Below are 19,532 nucleotides of genomic sequence, written 5' to 3' on the forward strand. Positions count from 1 at the left end.
GAGACACCGTGCCGAGAAAAAGAGACCGTTTCGGTCGAGTTAGGCGCAGTCGTCGAGGAGCATCGATTGGGTTGCCTCGACCCATGCAAGTGGGTTCTCCGCATCATAGAACACCACGCCCCCGTCGATATCGTAGGATTCGATCGTCTCGGCTCCAGTCGGACCAGTCGGTCCATTGCCGTCGATCGTGCCGTCCCACCGTTCGGGTGCTGCGTGGTCGGTCATATCGTGTGTCACTGAATGTCACACACTGGTATATGTCTTTCCGTGATTTGGAGGGGTGTCGAGAAACGCCGGGGTTTTTAGCCGCGCCGCCGAAGCGAGTGGCATGACGCAGACGGGTTTGAGCGACTTCGGGGGGCACGCCGACGGCGGGGGCGGAGAGCGGCCTGACGAAGAGGCCGCTATCGCAGAAGTCGTCGCCGGCGACGCCGACCAGTATATCTCCGATATCATCGACACCGACGAGATACGGTTCCCAGACCCGGATGGGATGGTCGAACTCGCCGTCACACAGGTCGACTACACCATCGAGGGGTCCGGCCGGACGGAGTATCCCGTCCTCCACGTCTTCGGCCGAACTGCCGACGACGAACCCGAGCACGTCCGTATCCTTGGGTTCGAACCGTACTTCTACGCACCCACTGACTCGCTCGACGACGAACTGCTCGACAAAGACGTCATCACGAAGACCGAGTCTGGGTACGAGAGTATCCGTGGTGAGGAACTGACGAAGATTTTCACGCGCACCCCACGCGACGTCGGCCAGATTCGTGACGAGTTCGACCACTACGAGGCGGACATCCTCTTCCCGAACCGCCTCCTCATCGACAAGGACATCAACGACGGTATTCGCGTCCCCGAGCGCCGTCTCGACGACGGAACGATTCAGATTCCGCATCAGGAAGTCGAACCCACGTCGGTCGAAGCGAACCTCCGGGTGAACACCTTCGACATCGAGGTGAACGACCGAAACGGGTTCCCCGAAGAGGGCGAAGAACCCATCATCTGTCTCACGTCGCACGACTCCTACCGCGACGAGTACATCGTCTGGCACGCCGTCGCCCCCGACGGCGCAGGAAAACGCCCCGACGCGCTTCCGAACTACGAGTTCCTCCACGAAGGCGGGGACGTCGAGGTGCGGACGTTCGACGACGAACCCGCGATGCTCGACGCGTTCCTCGCGTACATCGAAGAGACGAACCCCGACGTGCTGACGGGGTGGAACTTCGAGGACTTCGACGCGCCGTACTTCCTCGACAGACTCGACGAACTGAACCCGACGACCGACTACGAACTCGACGGCGACCGGATGTCCCGTCTGGGAGAGGTGTGGCGCAGCAACTGGGGCGGCCCGGACATCAAAGGCCGCGTCGTCTTCGACCTGCTGTACGCCTACAAGCGCACGCAGTTCACGGAACTCGAATCCTACCGACTGGACGCTGTGGGTGAACTCGAACTCGACGCCGGCAAAGAGCGTTACACGGGCAAAATCGGTGACCTCTGGGAGGAAGACCCGGAGCGCTTGCTGGAGTACAACCTCCGCGACGTGGAGTTGTGTGTCGAAATCGACCGCAAACAGGATATCATCGCCTTCTGGGACGAGGTGCGGACGTTCGTCGGGTGTAAACTCGAAGACGCACCCACGCCCGGCGACACCGTCGACATCTACGTCCTCCACAAGGTCCACGGCGAGTTTGCCCTGCCTTCGAAGGGCCAACAGGAGTCTGAAGATTACGAAGGCGGTGCCGTCTTCGACCCAATCACGGGCGTCAAAGAGAACGTCACGGTGCTCGACCTGAAGTCGCTGTACCCGATGTGTATGGTGACTATCAACGCGTCGCCGGAGACGAAAGTCGACCCTGACGAGTACGACGGGGAGATGTTCCACGCGCCCAACGGAACCCACTTCAGACAGGAACCGGACGGCATGATTCGGGAGATGGTGGACGAACTCCTCGCAGAGCGCGAGGAGAAGAAGTCCCTTCGGAACGAACACGACCCCGGGTCGTCCGAATACGAACAGTTCGACCGGCAGCAGGCCGCAGTGAAGGTCATCATGAACTCGCTGTACGGCGTGCTGGGGTGGGACCGCTTCCGCCTCTACGACAAGGAGATGGGCGCGGCGGTGACGGCCACGGGTCGCGAAGTCATCGAGTTTACCGAGACGGCGGCGAAGGAAGTCGGCTACGACGTCGCCTACGGCGACACCGACTCCGTCATGCTGGAACTCGGTCCGGACGTGACGAAGGAGGAGGCCATCGAGCAGTCGTTCGCGATTGAAGAACACATCAACGCCGCGTACGACGACTTCGCGAAGGAGGCACTCGGTGCGGACGAACACCGCTTCCAAATCGAGTTCGAGAAACTCTACCGGCGGTTCTTCCAGGCGGGCAAGAAGAAACGCTACGCCGGCCACATCGTCTGGAAAGAGGGCAAAGACGTCGACGACATCGACATCACCGGGTTCGAGTACAAACGCTCGGACATCGCGCAGGTGACGAAAGAGGTCCAGAAGAACGTCATCGACATGATCGTCCACGGTGAGGACACCGACGTCATCAAAGACTATCTCTACGACATCATCACCGACTTCGAGTCCGGAAATCTGCCGCTCGAAGAGGTTGGCATCCCCGGCGGCATCGGCAAGCGCCTGACGGCCTACGACACGCCGACGGCACACGTCCGTGGGGCGCAGTACGCCAACGCCTTCCTCGGGACGAACTTCGGTCGCGGGTCGAAACCGAAGCGCGTCTATCTCGCCAAGGTCCACCCGTCGTGGTTCCGCGAGATGGAGGCAGGCGAGTTCGACCCACAGACCGACGACCTCTACCGCGCGTTCAAACGCGACCCGGACGTCATCTGCTTCGAGTACGCAGACCAGGTCCCCGACGAGTTCGAGGTGGACTGGGAGACGATGCTCGACAAGACGCTGGAAGGCCCGATTTCGCGTATCATCGAGGCGCTCGGCATGTCGTGGGACGAGGTCAAAAGCGGGCAAGAACAGACGGGCCTCGGTAGCTTCGTCTGACCGACACGACTTCGCTCTCGATTTCTGGTTCTCTGTGTGACACGAAACTGAATTTGGTTACGTAGTGTACAGTGGCGACGCCGTCTTCGGCTACCCGAAACCCGGACAACTGTCACGAATTGCCATGGTTTCTTTACGGTTTTGAAAACAAATTTTCTTTCTTCAAAAGGCACCGGGGGTAAATGCGCAAGCATTATGGGCGATACTCCCCACCCTTCGATTACGAGGCAACGAACCAACGATGGCAACTCTCGAGATTAAGAACCTCCACGCACGAGTCGCGGAGGACGATGGTGAGCAGATTCTACGAGGTGTCGACCTGGAAGTCAAATCCGGCGAGATCCACGCACTGATGGGTCCGAACGGGTCCGGCAAGTCTACGACATCTAAGATTATCGCCGGCCACCCCGCCTACGAGGTGACCGAGGGTGAGATTCTCCTCCACCTGGAGGAAGGCGACTTCGGCGACATCGACATTCCGGAAGACGCCCGCACGTGGAACCTTCTGGAACTGGAACCGAACGAGCGCGCCGCGCTCGGTATCTTCCTCGGCTTCCAGTACCCCGCGGAAATCGAAGGCGTCACCATGACGAACTTCCTGCGCACCGCGCTCAACGCGAAGCTCGACGAGCGCGAAGAACTCCTCTTCGGCGAAGACGACGACGAAGAAGAAGAGGACGTCGGCTACGACACCTCCCCGATGGAGGGCAACGTCGACGAGGGCGAAATCGGCGTCGCCGAGTTCCAGAAGCTCCTCAAAGAGAAGATGGAACTCCTCGACATGGACCAGAAGTTCGCACAGCGCTACCTCAACGCCGGATTCTCCGGCGGTGAGAAGAAACAAAACGAGGTGCTCCAGGCCGCTATCCTCGAACCGTCCATCGCAGTGCTCGACGAGATCGACTCCGGTCTCGACATCGACCGTCTGCAGGACGTCTCGAAAGGCATCAACGCCCTCCGCGACGAGCAGGGCACGGGCATCCTCCAAATCACTCACTACCAGCGTATCCTCGAATACGTCGAACCCGACCACGTCCACATCATGCTGGACGGGAAAGTCGTCAAGAGCGGCGACGCGTCGCTCGCGCACGAACTCGAGGACAAGGGATACGACTGGGTCCGTGAGGAAGTCTACGAGGCCGCGTAAACCACACACCATGAGTTCCGACCAAGACCACCTAAAAGAGACAGACACGGAAGCTCGCTTCGAGTTCAAGAAGGAGCAGAAGGCCGCGTTCGCGGCCGAGAAGGGTCTCACCGAAGAGACCATCCGCGTCATCTCTGAAGACAAAGACGAACCTGAATGGATGCTGGAGCGCCGCCTTCGCGCGCTCAAGCAGTACCAGAAGATGCCGATGCCGACCGACTGGCCCGGCCAACCCGACCTCTCCGAGGTCGACGTGGACGAAATCGTCCCGTACATCCGCCCCGACGTCGAAGTCCGCGGCGGTGTGGACGACTGGCGTGACCTGCCGGACGACATCAAGGACACCTTCGACAAACTGGGCATCCCGGAAGCCGAGAAGAACGCGCTCTCCGGTGTCGGCGCCCAGTACGAGTCCGAAGTCGTCTACCAGAACATGCAGGAGCGATGGGAAGAGAAAGGCGTCGTCTTCATGAACATGGACCAGGCGGTCCAGGAGCACGAAGACATCGTCAAGGAGTACTTCATGACGAAGTGCGTCCCCCCGAGCGACAACAAGTTCGCCGCACTCCACGGCGCTATCTGGTCTGGCGGGTCGTTCGTCTACGTCCCAGAAGACACGACCGTCGACATGCCGGTTCAGGCGTACTTCCGCATGAACTCCGAGGGCATGGGCCAGTTCGAGCACACCCTCATCGTCGCCGAGAAGGGCTCTGAAGTCCACTACATCGAGGGGTGTTCCGCGCCCAAGTACTCCGCGTTCAACCTTCACTCCGGCGGCGTCGAAGTGTTCGTCGGCGAGGACGCTCACGTCCAGTACTCGACCGTCCAGAACTGGTCGAAGAACACGTACAACCTCAACACCAAGCGCGCCATCGTCGAGAAGAACGGCCGCATGGAGTGGATTTCGGGCTCGATGGGCTCGAAGGCCACCATGCTCTACCCCGCCTCGATTCTCAAAGGCCGCGGTGCTTCCGACAACCACATCACCATCGCCTTCGCGGGCGAAGGCCAGAACATCGACACCGGTGCGAAGGTCTACCACAACGCGCCCGAGACGAAGTCGACCATCGAGTCGAAGTCCATCTCGAAAGACGGCGGCCGCACCAACTATCGTGGCCTCGTCCACATCGCCAACGGCGCGAAGAACTCCTCGACGTCCGTCGAGTGTGACGCGCTGATGTTCGACAACGAGTCCACCTCGGACACGATGCCGTACATGGAGATCAACGAGTCCACGGTGGACGTCGCTCACGAAGCGACCGTCGGGAAGATTGGCGACGAGGACGTCTTCTACCTCCAGTCGCGCGGTCTCGACGACGACGACGCAAAGCAGATGATCGTCTCCGGGTTCATCGAACCCATCACGGAGGAACTGCCCATCGAGTACGCAGTCGAACTCAACCGACTGGTCGAACTCGAGATGGAGGGTAGCCTCGGATAACCAATGAGTGCGCAACTTCCCGCCAACCTGTCTGCAGAGACAGTACGAGAGATTTCGGACGCACGGGACGAGCCCGAGTGGCTGCTCGAGGCCCGACTCGAAGCCCTCGACGCCCTCGACGCGCTCGAACTCCCCGACGTCATCCAGACGCCGGGCCGTCGCTGGACGAACCTCGAAGCCCTCGACTTCGAGAGCCTCGTCGACCCGCTGAATCAGGCCGACGAGACGACTCGCGAGGCACCCGACGACGTCGTCGTCCTCCCCTTCACGGAGGCGTTCGACGAGTACGGTGACCTCATCGAGGAGCGCTTCGGCTCCGTCACCGACCTGGAGACGAACTACCTCACCGCGCTGTCGGCGGCGCTGTTCACCACGGGCACGTTCATCTACGTCCCCGAGGGTGTCAACGCCGAGGACGTGAAGATTCGCGCCGAGATGAACTCTCGGTCGCTCTTCAGTCACACGCTCGTCGTGACCGAGAAGTCGTCGTCGGTGACGATTCTCGAAGGCATCGAGTCCGGTGACACCGACGTCGAGGGTGAGCGATACTTCTCGAACCTCGTCGAAGTCGACGCGGGCGAGAACTCCTACGTCCAGTACGGGTCGCTCCAGAACCTCGACGAAGACACCTACACCTACTCGCTGAAGCGTGGCATCACCGGGACCTACTCCACTATCAACTGGATCGAGGGCAACCTCGGGTCGCGCCTCACCCGCAGCGACATCGAGACGGAACTCACTGGCGAAGCCTCGGAGACAAAAATCGTCGGTGCGTTCTTCGGTCACAACGACCAGCACCTCGACGTCAACGCTCGTGTCTGGCACAAAGCCGAGAACACGACTGCTGACCTCGTGACGCGCGGCGTCCTCGACGACCAGGCACGCTCGGTCTACGAGGGTGTCCAGGACGTCGGCCGCGACGCGTGGAGTACGAACTCCTACCAGCGTGAGAACACGCTGATGCTCTCGGACGAATCCGAGGCGGACGCGTCCCCGAAGCTCATCATCAACAACCACGACACCGAAGCGTCGCACGCTGCGACGGTCGGACAGGTGGACAAAGAGGACCTCTTCTACATGGCCTCTCGGTCCATCCCCGAACATCAGGCGCGCAACATGCTCGTGGAGGGCTTCTTCGTGCCCGTCCTCGAAGAGATAGAGGTCGACGAGTTCCGCGAGGAACTCCGAGAACTCATCGCCGCGCGTCTCCACTGAGACGCGCCGACAGCTCGCTGCGTTATTCTCAGTTTTTATAGACGTTCTCTCCAGTGGGAACTGTAGATAGACGCCAACCAGTCGTGCTGGCGTGATACTCCCGAAGTACTGTCAATCACGAAAGTGTCTATCTACTAGTATTTTTCTCTCCAGCGAGCGTACACAATCTATCCGGAGTACGACAATGTCCAACAACAACAACGGAGAGTCATTCCGATACGACGCCGAGGTTCGCCCCGGCGAGAAACGCCACATCATGTATGAGGTTGGGGAGTCCTTCCTCGGAGACCCGATAGAAATCCCGGTCACCATCATCAACGGCGTCAACGAGGGTCCGCGGGTGTTCGTGAGTGCGGCGATGCACGGTGACGAAGTAAACGGCGTCAAAGTCGTCCAGGAAGTGGCAGACCGCTACAACCCACAGGAACTCTCTGGCACCATCGTCTGTCTACACGTCCTCAACGTGCCGGGCTACCGCGCACACATGCGATATCTGCCCATCTACGACCGTGACCTGAATCGTTCGTTCCCCGGGTCAGAGAACGGAAACGAAGGGAAGCGAATCGCGAAGGTCATCTACGACCGATTCATCTCCAAGTGCGACATCGGTGTGGATTTCCACACGTCGACGCGGAACAAAGTGACCATCTTCCACACGCGGGCGGACATGAGCGACCCCGCAGTGGCCGAGGTGGCGAACGCCTTCCTCTCGTCTGTCGTCCTCGACGGGGCCGGTGCTGAGGGGATGATGCGCCGCGTCGCGTCCGAGAACGGGACGCCGACTATCACCGTCGAGATGGGCGAGGCACACCGCTACCAACCGGTGATGGTCGACGTCGCACTCGAACGGTTGCACAACCTCTTTGCCTACTTCGGCTTGATAGACGACGACTTCGAGTCCGAACCGCCGTGGCAACGAATCGTCGGGTCGAAAGAGAAGAAGTGGATTCGTTCGACGGCGGGTGGGTGGGTAGACATGGACTGGGGACCGTACCCAATCGTCGAGGAGGGGAAGTCCGTCTGTACCATCTCGGACCACTTCAAACGCGAAGAACACGTCGTCGAAGCACCCTTCACGGGACTCGTCATCGGGATGGCCGCGAGTCCGATAACCGTCCCCGGGCAGATTATCGCACACGTCGTCTCTATCGACGAAGACGACCGGAAAGTCATCGAGAGCGTCGTCGACGAACAGGGCTACTCCAGCATCGGCACGTACCACTGGATGGGTCGCCGCACGACTCCGAAAGAGCAAGTGGAACTGGCACGGACGGAGTCGTCGACTCCCGGCGAGCCTGAAACGGAAGAATCGGAACCCGGAAGGGGAACCGCTTAAGTTCGTTACAGACTCACCTCTGGGTATGACTCAGTTGGTATCGTACGCGAATGGAGGACGTCGCCGATGAGCGTCGGCTATCAGGTCACCTCGGACCACCAACTCGCTCGCCTCCTCCAAATCGGAATCGTCCTCGAAGAAGTCGTGGAGGCGCGTGCCTACCATCACTACGAGGAACTCGACGAGGAGGAACTCGACGAAGAGATTCGTGACCTCCTGTCGCACGCTGCCGAAGAGTCGGCCGACCATCGGAGTCGACTCGAAGCGGTCATCGAACGGTTAGACGTCGATAGCGTGCCCTTCGAGGAGATAGAGGCGCTCGTCGAGGCGCAGTACGGGCAGACGAAGCCCGAAGATTTCGACGGCGTCCTCTACGACCAACTCTGTAACGAAGAGACGGCCTACAAGTTCTACGACGACGTCATCGAGGCCATCGACGCGAGTGATGCACAGTTCACCATCGACCGAGAGGAACTCGTCGCGACGCTCGCTGCGATTCGCGACGAGGAAGCCGAGGGCGTGGAGAAAGTGACGAAGATAATGGAAGAGCGCGAGTGAGACGATGAACACGGCTGACCAATACGTCAAAGCGATTTACCTGCTGCAAGAGATGGAAAACGGCCCGGCCGCAACCGGGGCACTCGCGGACATGATGGACGTGAGTCCGGCGAGTGCGAACGAGATGATCGGCAAACTCGAATCACGTGGCCTTGCAGAACACGAGAAGTACAAAGGCGTCACCCTGACCGACGACGGTATCCTCCGCGCTCGTGATGCCCTGCAGACCTACTGTATCATCGAGCGCTTCCTGGCGAACGTCCTCGACGTGGACGAGTTCCGGGCCGAGGCCCGCGAACTCGAACCGGTCATCGACGGCATGATTGCCGACCGACTCGACACCATCATCGACCGAAACTCGGAGTGTCCCGACTGTTTCGACCCCAAGACGGACGCCTGTGAGTATCTCGACGTCTGCGAGGCCGAGACGGAGACGGAGACGGAAGCGGCGGACTAACACTCGACTCGATTATCACGGACGCGTCTGCTCGGGGTCTGTTGCCGGCGGCGAAAAGATGAAAACCGCACTCGAAGGGGAGTTCCTACTTGGATATCTCGTCGTGAGTATCGAGGTCAGCCCCGATACCACGGGCGAGCGCCAAGAGGAAGTTCATGCCACGCTGGACTTCTGGGTCTCGAAGTTGCCGGACCATGCCGATGGTTCCAGTCCGCTTCGGCGGTTCGCTTCCGGCCTCACCCATCGCACGAAGCATCGTCTGGATGGCGCGGACCGTATCAGGGTCGCTGGCCGTGTCGGCAACCTCGCCGAGCGAACTGCCGGTCTTGGCCAGTTTCATCACCATCTCGTCGTCCATCGCGGACGTGGCGAGGGTGATGGCGTCGGCCGCCTGCGCGAGTTCGTCGAGGGTGCCGTCCTGTTCGAGGCGGACGAGCTTCTGTAGCGCACTCTCGAGTTCGCCGGCGTTCTCACCGACTTCGCCCGCGAGATGCGACATCTCCCGGGTGGCGAGTCCGTCTGCGGACTCCATGAGCAGCGACGAGGTGCCTGCGAGTTTCGTCACCATCTCGTCGTCCATCGCGGACGTGGCGAGTGACGTCGCGTCTATGAGCTCGTTCAAGAGCCCCAGTCGTTCGACGAACGCGAGCACTTCGTCTGGGTGTTCTGCGACGGCGGTTTCGAGGGCGTTGCGCACCTCGTCCGCCTGTGGCGATTCGCCCGACTCGGTGGGCTCCTCGGGTCGTTGCTCTGTCGTCTCGGTGGATGAATCACTCATCTAATCACCTCAGATGAGCCCTCTTGCAGTGAGCCAGTAGGACTCGTTGTACGCGAGTTTGCTCCAGTGGAGCAGTTGCGATGGTTCGCGGACCACCGGTTCGTCACCGTAGGAGAACTCGACGAACGTGGCTTCGTCCATCCCACTCTCGATGAAGCAGATGGTCTTGCCGTCGTAGGTGTCGGTGGGGACGAGGCCACGGACGCGACTCGCGAGGCGGTCCGCGAGCGTCCCTGCCGCGTAGTGAGCGACACTGCCCGCTTTCGAGGTGGGCAAGTCGGCCACGTCACCGATTGCGTAGACGTCGTCGGCGTTCTTGGCTTCGAGCGTGTTCTTGTCGACTTCGACCCAACCGTCTTCACCGAGTCCGGCGTCGATGACGAGGTCACTGCCCGCGTGCGGCGGGATGGCGACGAGCAGGTCGTAGTCGAGTTCGGTCCCTTCCATCGTCTCGAGGACCTTCGCGTCGGGGTCGACCGCTTCGGCGTTGAAGAACGTCTCTAAGTTGATGTCGCGTTCTTCGAAGGTTTCGGTCGCCCAGTCCGCGATGGACTTGATACCGTGTGCCCGCTGGATGGGGTAGGTGTACGTAATCTCGACCTGGTCGCGGATACCGCGCTCGCGGAACCACGCGTCGGCCATCAGCACGAACTCGACAGGTGCGGCGGGGCACATGTGCGGGACGCCGATGACCGAGAGGACGAGGTGTCCTTCGGTGAAGGTGGCGAGTTCGTCACGGAGGCGTTCGGCACCGTCGGGGGAGTAGAAGTGGTGTCCGCCCTCTTTGAGGCCGGGGACTTCGTCCGGTGCGAGGTTCGCACCCATGGCGAGTACGAGGTGGTCGTAGTCGAGCCCTGCTCCGTCTTTTTCGAGCGTCAGATGCTTGCTCTCGGTGTCGATGCCGGTGACCCGGTCGATGACGAGGTTGGCTCGCCGGACGTCGACGAGGTCCGAGAGGGGGCGACGGGCGTCGTGGATGGTCTTCTTGCCGAAGGCCATGTAGAGGAACATCGGCTTGTACGTCTGTTCCGGCGTGTCGTTGACGAGCGTCACCTCTACGTCGCCCGCGTCGATTTCGTGGGAGAGTTCGTCAGTGAGTCGGTTGGTAAGGACTGAGCCACCCGTACCGCCGCCGACGATAACAATTCGTTCTGTCATAATGTATGTGGATAATGTTGGCTGGTTCGGCCGTGTGGCCGCGCTGGTCGACTACTTACTTCGTCGTCTCGATGAAGACGGACCAGTAGTCCTCGTCTTCGTGCTCGACGATGTCGAGCATCTCGTGGCCAGCTTTCTCGACCCATTCGGGGACGTCGTGGCTGGACGAACTGTCGGTCGTCTTGAGTTCGATGACGGTGCCGACGTCGACTTTCTTCACTTTGCCGATGAGGTCCATGAGGGGGCCTGGGCAGGTTGCACCGCGGGAGTCGACGGTCACGTCGGGTTGAATTGATGTGCTCATTGTCTTGGTTTGTGTTTGTGTTGTGTTTGGATTGACATTACTGCGTCGGCAGGTAGTCCTTAGACGAAGATGACCTGCTTGTCTTCGGCGTGAGTCAGGAACCCTGAGACGCCGAGCACGTCGTCGAAGACGTCGTGGTAGTCGTCCAGAGATTTCCCAAGCATGTCCATAGACAGTTCACACGCGTAGACGTGCAGTGGGCCGATGTCTTTCGCCTGCGCGATGCTCTCGAAGAACATCGGCATCTGGACATCTTCGTTTGCCATCATGGCCTGTCCGACTTCGCCCACTTCGTAGTCCATCGACTCGATACGCTCTTTATCGAACGCTTCGAGGCCTCCCATCGTTGCGAAGATGTCTACGGGGACATCAGATGCTGCGGCGATAGCTGCGATGTTACCAACGGCCTGAAGTCGTTCGAGGGTGCTCGCTTCGAGTACAATTGCATATCCAGTCATGGCTTTCTCACAGATAGTCGTACGACCTCTGAGGGTATATTATTGCATAGAAGTTCCAAGATTGCGGGAATCGGGTCTGAAGTTAAGATGGGTGTCAGCAAGTGGTGATAGGAGCCTCAGGAAGGCCTACATAGTGCCGTGGTACCCTATCACGTCCGTCGAATTCGGCCGTTTTGCGGACCGGGGCGAAAAGTAAACTTATTGTGTCGGCGTCGCGCTACCTGTAAATGCGAAGTCCCGTGGTGTCGAGCAATCTCAGAGAGGTTGTGAGGTACATGGGACGAGTGAACGAAGTCCCATGGTGTAGTGGCCAATCATAGCGGCCTTTGGAGCCGCTGACGGCGGTTCGAATCCGCCTGGGACTATTTTGCGAACGACAGTGAGCAAATAGTCATAACTCGGATTCGAATCAGGGAGCGAACGAAGTGAGCGACTGAGGTTCGAATCCGCCCGAGACAACGACGTCTGTGACGCATCGAATGGCGAGCCACCGGTATCGTCGAGTGGGCAAAAAACGCATTCGAGGCCGAAGTACGGCCCCGTCTGCCATTCGTTCGAAACGACTCAGACGCCGGTCCCGAAGATGAACGCGGCGTGTTCTACGATTGTCGCACCGGTTCCATCACCGTCGGGGAACGGGCCGTACGTCTGTCCGTCCAGGTGGACTGCCGCGACGAGGTGTGTCTCGTACCCGTTGGTGAGTCCATCTGGGACATTGCCGAATACGGAGAGCGCGCCATTCGGATGGAAGACAGAGAGTCTTCCAGACGACCCGGACACGCGGAGGGAGTTTTCACTCCCGTCGTTTGCGCCGAGTGAGCCTAGCCCGTTGACGTTCGCCAGTGCCGTGGCGATATCTCGGGTCGAACCGTCGAATCCCGGTGGGGCGAATTTCACTACCCACACCGTGTAGACTCCGCCGGGTATCAACCCGGACAGCTTGATATCCACCGCGGTGCCTCCCGCCATCTCCACCAGTCTTGCCTTGCCCTGGATTGCCCTGAACGCCCCCCACGTGAGTTGGTGCGACCCATCCAGTCCGACTGTCGAGCCGTCGTCAATCGGGTAGTCACCTGCGCGGTTGACGAGCAGGTCCTGTGGGTCCGGCATCGGTGACGGGTCTGCGTCGTCTGCTGCACGCACGAAGAGACTAATCGGGACTGCTCTGACGGAGAGTCCCGCGTTTGCGCCTACTGTTCCACCCATCGACGACCCCAATACGAGTCCGCCCGATACTGCGAGCCCTGTTCGCAACGCCTTGCGGCGGGTCATTACCGATGGGTCTTGTTGTTGTTCTCGGTTCATCTCTTGAGTTGGGGACTACCTTTCGTTCGCTACGCTGTCGGCCTCCTTTCTTCGCCTCCGCCGGAGGGCCTCCTCACGAGAAATCGCCTAGTGGCCAGTGGGATACGACGTAGCCCCCGTTGTTCGCGTCCGTCACTGCCCCCGTAGCTGTTGTGTGATTCTGTGCCTTCTACGCTAGACAATAACTCGCATGAAGCTACGGCGTGGCCCGACAAATACACCATCTCTTTTGTTCGGGACAATCAGGGGTTCAGGCCGAACGGTGAGCTTTCCGACGCGCCCCTGACACGCCCTCGGGGCAACGTTTTCTATCTACTCCGTGATATCTCGAGATATGGTCGACTTCGAAGCAATCGATATCGACTCTGTCGCAGTCGAACCCGACTACTGCCATCGGTGTGGAAGCGAACTGGGGACCACCGAGTTCGAAGGCGACGACTACCCGTGGTGTCCGTCGTGTGACCTCGTCCTCTCCAGAACCGCCGTCCCTGCCGTCCACGTCGTCGTCCACGACGACGACACCGCCCTCGTCCTCGACGAACCGATACCGCAACACGAAGGCGTCTGGAGCCTCCCCGGTGGACACGTCAAGCCGGACGAAGGGCCGAGAGAAGCGGTCCTCAGAGAACTCGAAGAGGAGACTGGACTCCGAGCAGCACCCGACGACCTGCGGTTTTTGACGATACTTCACGCCGAGATGCCGACAGTCGCGTTCTACTTCATCACCTACGCACTGGACCGGTCTGCAGTCGCTGGTGAGTTGGCACCCGAAGCAGACGGGTTCGAGGCAACGTTCAGGGCTCTCGAGGAGATTCGTTCGTCACCCGACCGAATCCGCGAGTCGGACGTCGAACGAATCGAGTTGGCATTCGAAACGTAGGTGTCGTCTGCCACCGACTGTCCTCTCGAAGAAGCGATGCTCGCGCCACGTCTCTCTGTCGTCGTCCTCCTCTGGGTGCTCCCCATCAGTTGGGTCGTCCACGACGTCGAGGAAATTCTGACAATCGAACCGTGGTCACGGCGATGGACGCGTCGAATCGACGGTCAGACGTCCGGGTTCGGTGTCCAGAAGCGACTGGTAGCGGTACTCGCGTCGACTCGCCGTCAGTACACGCTCGCCGTCGGACTCGTCGGGTGCATCGTCGTCGGCGCGACGATTGCAGGCACGCTCGACCCGACGGGAGTCGGCCTCGTCGTCTACCTAACGATACTGGGAGGCTACTTTCTCCACGCATTCGTCCACCTCGGGCAGTCGGCACTCCTCCGCGGATACACACCGGGCGTCGTCACTGCGGTTCTCGTGGTCGTACCGTCGTCGCTGTTTCTCTACTGGCGACTGTTCGCCGCTGGCGTCGTCGACGCTCGACTCGTCGCCGTCACCGCGACGGGAGGACTCCTCTCGTTCGTCCCCATCGTCGTCGGTGCGAACTGGGCCGCACGTCGTCTCGACGACTGGGGTTCGTGACACTGGTGACGACAATCCCGAGCAATTTTTATCGACTCACTATGACAAATCAATAAGGTGTCGTCCCTCCACCCCATCTCCGCGCTCCGTCACCTCGGATTCCTGGTCCATTACGCGCTCGTTCGCACGAACTACCGGCGGAGACTGGTGGCGACGAAGAAGAACGTCGGGCAAGCGTCGTTTCTGAGTTACGAACTGTACAACCGACACGGAAACGACGTTCTCCTCGAAGCCCTGTTGTTGTATCTTCGAGACGGTGACGTCGTCGTCGACGTGGGGGCGAATACGGGAACCTACACCCTCGCGGCGGCGGCGAAAGCACCGAACGTCCGCGTCGTCGCTATCGAACCGAACTCGGACGTCGCGTCACAGTTACGTGCAAACGTCGAAGTCAACGGCTTCGGACCTCGCGTCGACGTGGTCGAGTGTGGACTCGGCGAGCGAGACGAGGCGCGTCCGTTCCACGTCTCGAGTTACGACGAACTTGGTTCGTTTTCGCCTGCACACGCGAGCGCGTGGACGGCGCGTATCGTCGACACCGAAGCAGTTCAGATGCGGTGTCTCGACACGCTCGTCGACGACGGCGACGTCCCCCCACCGGACCATCTGAAGATAGACGTCGAGGGGTACGGCCTCAACGTCCTGCGTGGTGCGGAGACGGTCCTCGAAGAACACCGACCGAAAGTCTACTTCGAACTTCACGAGGGGAGAGGTGACCACGACGAATCGGCGGCGAAGGACCTGCTCCGTCGACACGACTACGAACTCGTCCCAGTGCGAGACGGGTACGTCTGCGAACCGACGACGTGACCGGCGGATAGGAGGGAATCAGCCGAGATAGAACGCGTCTGACCCGTGGTCGTCGCGCCACGCGAACGCGAAGAGACGGCGTGCGGGAAGACGGCCGAGCGTCCGCCCGTCTATCGCAGCACCTGTCACCCCGTCCCACGTCGTCCCGTCGGCACGGAAGGTCCTGTCGTCGGCCGTGGGTTCGAACGCGAGGCCGGGGTTCGAGAAGGCGTGGATACCTGCGTCGGTGGCGAAGACTACGACCGATTGGTCGCCCACGTCGAGTGTGACGACGCCGCCGGCAGATTCGACGACAGAGAGCGGAACGCCCACGGGGACGCCGTCGAGTTCGAGGCCGAGCACGACCGATTTCGGGCCGATGCCGCCGAGTGTTTCGTCCCAGTCGCGACCACCGGTTCCACGATGTGCCCCGAGGCCGAACCCGTCCGCCTCGAAGTACCGTTCGTAGGGCTGGATGTCGTAGTCGATGGGTTTGGGGTCGTCACCGTCTGCTGCCGCCTCACTCGCGCCGCCCGGCGGTGCCATGACGCTGCCGTCGGGAGTCGTCTGGGTGAACGCCTGCCACGTCGTGACCGCTGCGGGGAGGACGGACAGTTCGGTCCCTTCGAGTTCGCCCGCGATACACGTTCCGAGCGACTGTTTCCACTCGGATTCGGTCTCACGGTCGTACATCACCAGGTCGTCGTCCGCGAGTTTTCCGGAGACGCCGAATTCGAGGGAGTGACCGGCTACCCGTCGGTCGTAGACGACGGCGCTCCCGCAGAGCGGACACCACGTCACGGCGACGGGGACGCCGTCGACGACGTCGTTGACGATTTCGTGGTAGTGGAGATACCGAATCGGATAGGCACGCGTCTCGTCACCGACCGTGAGCGAGATGACGTCGTCGTCCTCGGGGCCCTCGTAGCGGTCGGTGAACGAGGGGGCATCGACGCTCGGAATGGCGTCTCTCGGGATGACCTGTCGGACGTTCATTCGAGTACGAAGTCGATGCGTTCGTGTGAAGCACCCTGTGTCGTGCGACCGGTGAGCACGACCGTTCCGATTTCACCGGTCGATTCGACGTGCGTCCCTGCACAGGCAGTCCTGTCGAACGGGTCGTCCTCGGGGCCGATTTCGACGATTCTGACCTCCCGAATCGAGTCGGGGAGGAGGTTGAGTCGCGTTCGGTCGGGGTCGAGCGTCGCCTCCGCCTCGTCTCTGTCGAGCGTGTACCACCGGACTGGGAGGTCGGACGAGACGAGTTCGTTGAGTCTCGATTCGATGTGGTGGAGGTCGTCGTCGTCGAATCGGTCGTAAGCGCAGTCGAGGTGCGCGTGGTCGGCGTAGAGTTGGTTGCCGGTCGTCTCCGCGTCGAACTCAGAGAGGAGCACTGCAGAGAGCAGGTGTTGGGCGGTGTGGTAGCGCATGTGTGCGCGTCTGCGCTCGGCATCGATTCGTCCTGTGACCGTCGTCCCCGGTTCGGGTGCGTCCCCGTCGACAACGTGTTCGATTCTGTCTCGTTTCTGGACGTCGGTGACCGCCCACTCGGCGTCGTCCGTGGCGAGCGCCCCCGTGTCGTGTGGTTGCCCGCCACCTGTCGGGTAGAAGTACGTCTGGTCGAGGACGACTCGGTCGGTGCCGCGGACCGCCTCGACAGTCGCCTCGAACGTGAGGCGCGTCGCGTCTTCGAGATAGCGTGCGTCGGTCATGTGGTGTGCCAAGAAGGGCGACGAGATAGGTGTAGCCATCTCGAAACGCACTCCATCGGGTTGTCAGCAACTACCAATGGCCGCCGCGAGACGCACGAGTTCGGGCGACGACGGCGTTTTGGCGACTCTCCTTGTCGTAACGCCTAAGAGTAGAACGGTCCTCATTCTGTATAATGAGAACACGTAATCGCCAACTCCTACAGAGGTGGTACTGTGGGCGTTGAAATCAAAGAGGGGGCAGTCTCCGACGCCGAGTTCGAGGACATGAAGCGGTTCGTCTCGGATTATCTCTCCGCGAGCGTCGAGAACGAAGACGACGGTGGACGAATGCGATGGTACCCGTGGCACTCCGCGGAGTACCGGTTCAACCACATTCTCAACGTCGTCTCGCTCGCAACCGATATCGCAGAACGCGAGGGAGCAGACGTAGACGTCGTCCGCGTCGCAGCGCTCTTCCACGACATCTCGAAACTCGAAGCAGAACAGGAAGTCCACGCCGAAGAGGGTGCCCGCGTCGCACGCGAGTTCCTCGACACGCACGGCGACTACCCCGAGTCGTTCGTCGAACAGGTGTGTCAGGTCGTCGCCGACCACTCCTATCAGGGGTCGCTCCAGGACGTTGCGCTCGAAACGCGGTGTCTCATCGAGGCGGACATCCTCGACAAAATCGGTGCCAACGGAACCGCGCTGATGCTCCTGCGGATGGGGTACGAGGCCCGAACGCACATGGACGCCGCCGAGATGGTCGAACGCGTCTTCGAACGTGGCCGCGACGCCTCGCGGCGTCTCGAAAGCGACAGGGCCGAGAGCATCGCACACCAGCGACTCAAGCGCGTCAAGTGGTTCCGGGAGTGGTTAGAAGACGAAGTCCCCGAGATGGACCACGAAGACGGATTCCAGTAAGCGTCACAGACACCGGAGTCGGTTTTCGGTGACCGCTTCGTGACGACGCCGTAGCGTGTCGCCGCGTTCTTTCGGTGTCGCTTTCGCCCTTCCAGCGGTGGCTCAGAGCGTGTCGAGAATCGAGAGCACGCGCTCTTCTGCGTCTCGTCCAGGGTCGTGTTTCGACCCGTCTCGCTCGCTCTCGTGATGTGCTTCGACCGACCGGCGCATCGCTTCGTCGACGGGTGTCGACTCCCACCCGAGTCGGGCCAGTTTCTCCGTCGAGAGGACGTGCGGGTAGTCTCGATAGAGGACGAAATCGGCCATCTGGAGGCCCGCTGCAGCGAGTTCGCGTTCGCCCGCGTGGACGACTTCGACGTCGGTCCCCGCGGCGTCAGCGATGACGTCGACCATCTCTTCGAGCGTCACGAGTCGACGGTCACCGACGTTGTACGCCTCGCCCGCCGTCCCTTCTTCGGCGACGACGCGCATCGCGCTGGCGACGTCTTCGACGTAGGCGCGGTGCCAGATGTTCGTCCCGTCGCCGGGGACGACGATTCGGTCGTAGTTCAGCACGCGGTCGATCCAGTAGTCGAGTCGTTCAGTGTAGTCGTGAGGACCGTAGACGATACACGGGCGGACGGACATCGCGTTGATACCGCGCGACGCCGCCTCGAAGACGACGCGATCACCCTCCGCCTTTCGTGGACCGTAACTCGCGTGCGAGTCGTCGGAGGCCTGTTCGTCGGTGCAGTCACAGAGGTCGGTGCTCCCCTCGCGCTTGGGTATCTCCTCTGTCCCGTAGGCCGCCCCGCTGGAGATGTAGACGTAGGCGTCGACGTCGGAAAAGAGGTCCACGGCGGTGACAACCTCTCTCGGCTTGTACGCCACACAGTCGAAGACGGCGTCGGGTTCGACGGTGAGTTTCGCCGTCCGAAGGGCCTCCTCGTCGGTTCGGTCACCCTGCACGTGTTGGACGCGCGCGTCGTCCGCGAAGGGGTTGTCGTGGTTCCCTCGGTTGAAGATGGTCACGTCGTAGTCGTGGTCGAGGAGTTCGGAGACGAGGTGGCGGCCGATGAAGCGTGTGCCGCCGATGACGAGTGCGGTGTCCATATTCGGACGAGGGGGTGCGCGGTGAAAAACGTGGGAGAATCGGTGGTGGATTCCGGTTCGAGGCCAGGTGCTCACTCCACTCGTTCGAGGACGATGCCGTCCTCGAACCCGCCGCGCTCTGCCGCCTTCTCGTTCGCCATCGTCTCGACCGATTCCCAGTCTTCGTCGCGTCGTGCGAGTATCGCGTCGACGACGGCGAACACGTCTGCGAGTTCGTTGGTCGCCCCCGACTCGGCGAACTCTTCGGCCTCTTCGACGAGTTTCTCGCGCAGTCGCTGGTCGAACTCCGCGTCGTCTGCGGAGTGGACGACCGGTGTCTCCCCGGACGCACGGATGATTCGAGGGATGTCGTCGCGGACGAGTTTGTCGTACTCACGGGGCAT

Annotated in this window: 21 protein-coding genes and 1 tRNA gene; 12 read left to right on the forward strand and 10 right to left on the reverse strand. The window is 61.0% G+C overall.

Annotated elements, in window-relative coordinates; genetic code table 11:
* Window positions 1-39: 39 nt before the first annotated feature.
* Window positions 40-225: a hypothetical protein gene (locus tag ACK3R5_RS03905; RefSeq protein ID WP_411965747.1), complete on the reverse strand. Its 186-nt coding sequence runs from the start codon at window positions 223-225 to the stop codon at window positions 40-42.
* 103 nt (window positions 226-328) lie between these two features.
* On the opposite strand from ACK3R5_RS03905, the gene ACK3R5_RS03910 reads away from it, so the two are divergent.
* The 7 genes from ACK3R5_RS03910 (at window position 329) to ACK3R5_RS03940 (ending at window position 9,185) form a co-directional block, all read left to right on the forward strand.
* A complete protein-coding gene (locus ACK3R5_RS03910) occupies window positions 329-3,031 on the forward strand; it encodes a DNA-directed DNA polymerase (protein ID WP_411968129.1) in 2,703 nt (900 codons plus the stop codon).
* Between the two features lie 241 nt (window positions 3,032-3,272).
* The gene (locus ACK3R5_RS03915; RefSeq protein WP_411965750.1) at window positions 3,273-4,178 is read left to right on the forward strand and encodes an ABC transporter ATP-binding protein; all 906 of its coding nucleotides are present in this window, start codon (window positions 3,273-3,275) and stop codon (window positions 4,176-4,178) included.
* 10 nt (window positions 4,179-4,188) lie between these two features.
* Window positions 4,189-5,619: a Fe-S cluster assembly protein SufB gene (gene sufB, locus ACK3R5_RS03920; protein WP_411965752.1), complete on the forward strand. Its 1,431-nt coding sequence runs from the start codon at window positions 4,189-4,191 to the stop codon at window positions 5,617-5,619.
* Between the two features lie 3 nt (window positions 5,620-5,622).
* Window positions 5,623-6,834 carry a Fe-S cluster assembly protein SufD gene (sufD, locus tag ACK3R5_RS03925; protein WP_411968130.1) on the forward strand — a complete coding sequence of 404 codons (1,212 nt, stop codon included), beginning with the start codon at window positions 5,623-5,625 and terminating at the stop codon, window positions 6,832-6,834.
* Between the two features lie 184 nt (window positions 6,835-7,018).
* Window positions 7,019-8,170 carry a succinylglutamate desuccinylase/aspartoacylase family protein gene (locus ACK3R5_RS03930; RefSeq protein ID WP_411968131.1) on the forward strand — a complete coding sequence of 384 codons (1,152 nt, stop codon included), beginning with the start codon at window positions 7,019-7,021 and terminating at the stop codon, window positions 8,168-8,170.
* Between the two features lie 66 nt (window positions 8,171-8,236).
* Complete coding sequence (locus ACK3R5_RS03935; RefSeq protein ID WP_411962759.1) at window positions 8,237-8,728, forward strand: ferritin-like domain-containing protein; 492 nt, start codon at window positions 8,237-8,239, stop codon at window positions 8,726-8,728.
* Between the two features lie 4 nt (window positions 8,729-8,732).
* Complete coding sequence (locus tag ACK3R5_RS03940) at window positions 8,733-9,185, forward strand: metal-dependent transcriptional regulator (RefSeq protein ID WP_411962760.1); 453 nt, start codon at window positions 8,733-8,735, stop codon at window positions 9,183-9,185.
* 85 nt (window positions 9,186-9,270) lie between these two features.
* Here the strand turns inward: ACK3R5_RS03940 and ACK3R5_RS03945 are convergent, their stop codons facing one another.
* The 4 genes from ACK3R5_RS03945 to ACK3R5_RS03960 are packed head-to-tail and all read right to left on the reverse strand — an operon-like array spanning window position 9,271 to window position 11,883.
* Window positions 9,271-9,963: a DUF1641 domain-containing protein gene (locus ACK3R5_RS03945; RefSeq protein WP_411962761.1), complete on the reverse strand. Its 693-nt coding sequence runs from the start codon at window positions 9,961-9,963 to the stop codon at window positions 9,271-9,273.
* Window positions 9,964-9,972: 9 nt separating this feature from the next.
* Window positions 9,973-11,121, reverse strand: a complete 1,149-nt coding sequence (locus ACK3R5_RS03950) for an NAD(P)/FAD-dependent oxidoreductase (RefSeq protein WP_411962762.1) — start codon at window positions 11,119-11,121, stop codon at window positions 9,973-9,975.
* 55 nt (window positions 11,122-11,176) lie between these two features.
* Complete coding sequence (locus ACK3R5_RS03955; protein ID WP_411962763.1) at window positions 11,177-11,425, reverse strand: sulfurtransferase TusA family protein; 249 nt, start codon at window positions 11,423-11,425, stop codon at window positions 11,177-11,179.
* Window positions 11,426-11,484: 59 nt separating this feature from the next.
* Window positions 11,485-11,883 (reverse strand): hypothetical protein, encoded by a 399-nt coding sequence (locus tag ACK3R5_RS03960; protein WP_411962764.1) that lies wholly within the window; start codon window positions 11,881-11,883, stop codon window positions 11,485-11,487.
* 292 nt (window positions 11,884-12,175) lie between these two features.
* Here ACK3R5_RS03960 and ACK3R5_RS03965 point away from each other — a divergent pair.
* Window positions 12,176-12,248: transfer RNA gene (locus ACK3R5_RS03965), tRNA-Gln, on the forward strand.
* Window positions 12,249-12,447: 199 nt separating this feature from the next.
* Here ACK3R5_RS03965 and ACK3R5_RS03970 read toward each other — a convergent pair.
* On the reverse strand, window positions 12,448-13,089 hold the full coding sequence (locus ACK3R5_RS03970) for a hypothetical protein (RefSeq protein ID WP_411968132.1): 642 nt from the start codon (window positions 13,087-13,089) through the stop codon (window positions 12,448-12,450).
* Between the two features lie 433 nt (window positions 13,090-13,522).
* Between ACK3R5_RS03970 and ACK3R5_RS03975 the strand changes: the two genes are divergently transcribed.
* The 3 genes from ACK3R5_RS03975 (at window position 13,523) to ACK3R5_RS03985 (ending at window position 15,463) form a co-directional block, all read left to right on the forward strand.
* Window positions 13,523-14,068, forward strand: a complete 546-nt coding sequence (locus tag ACK3R5_RS03975) for an NUDIX hydrolase (protein ID WP_411962766.1) — start codon at window positions 13,523-13,525, stop codon at window positions 14,066-14,068.
* Window positions 14,069-14,653 carry an HXXEE domain-containing protein gene (locus ACK3R5_RS03980; RefSeq protein ID WP_411968133.1) on the forward strand — a complete coding sequence of 195 codons (585 nt, stop codon included), beginning with the start codon at window positions 14,069-14,071 and terminating at the stop codon, window positions 14,651-14,653.
* A 75-nt stretch (window positions 14,654-14,728) separates the two neighbouring features.
* Window positions 14,729-15,463, forward strand: coding sequence for an FkbM family methyltransferase (locus ACK3R5_RS03985; protein ID WP_411965782.1), 735 nt, complete (start codon window positions 14,729-14,731; stop codon window positions 15,461-15,463).
* A gap of 18 nt (window positions 15,464-15,481) precedes the next feature.
* Here the strand turns inward: ACK3R5_RS03985 and ACK3R5_RS03990 are convergent, their stop codons facing one another.
* Together ACK3R5_RS03990 and ACK3R5_RS03995 are read right to left on the reverse strand one after the other, a co-directional pair.
* Window positions 15,482-16,438: a DUF3179 domain-containing protein gene (locus tag ACK3R5_RS03990; protein ID WP_411968134.1), complete on the reverse strand. Its 957-nt coding sequence runs from the start codon at window positions 16,436-16,438 to the stop codon at window positions 15,482-15,484.
* Window positions 16,435-17,154 carry an alanyl-tRNA editing protein gene (locus ACK3R5_RS03995; RefSeq protein WP_411968135.1) on the reverse strand — a complete coding sequence of 240 codons (720 nt, stop codon included), beginning with the start codon at window positions 17,152-17,154 and terminating at the stop codon, window positions 16,435-16,437. The genes ACK3R5_RS03990 and ACK3R5_RS03995 overlap by 4 nt, the downstream gene beginning before the upstream one ends.
* A gap of 213 nt (window positions 17,155-17,367) precedes the next feature.
* Between ACK3R5_RS03995 and ACK3R5_RS04000 the strand changes: the two genes are divergently transcribed.
* Window positions 17,368-18,057 (forward strand): HD domain-containing protein, encoded by a 690-nt coding sequence (locus ACK3R5_RS04000; protein WP_411962770.1) that lies wholly within the window; start codon window positions 17,368-17,370, stop codon window positions 18,055-18,057.
* 102 nt (window positions 18,058-18,159) lie between these two features.
* Here the strand turns inward: ACK3R5_RS04000 and ACK3R5_RS04005 are convergent, their stop codons facing one another.
* Complete coding sequence (locus ACK3R5_RS04005) at window positions 18,160-19,149, reverse strand: NAD-dependent epimerase/dehydratase family protein (protein ID WP_411968136.1); 990 nt, start codon at window positions 19,147-19,149, stop codon at window positions 18,160-18,162.
* A 71-nt stretch (window positions 19,150-19,220) separates the two neighbouring features.
* Window positions 19,221-19,532: a hypothetical protein gene (locus ACK3R5_RS04010; RefSeq protein WP_411968138.1), complete on the reverse strand. Its 312-nt coding sequence runs from the start codon at window positions 19,530-19,532 to the stop codon at window positions 19,221-19,223.

The sequence above is a fragment of the Haloferax sp. YSSS75 genome (assembly GCF_046764215.1).
GTDB lineage: Archaea > Halobacteriota > Halobacteria > Halobacteriales > Haloferacaceae > Haloferax.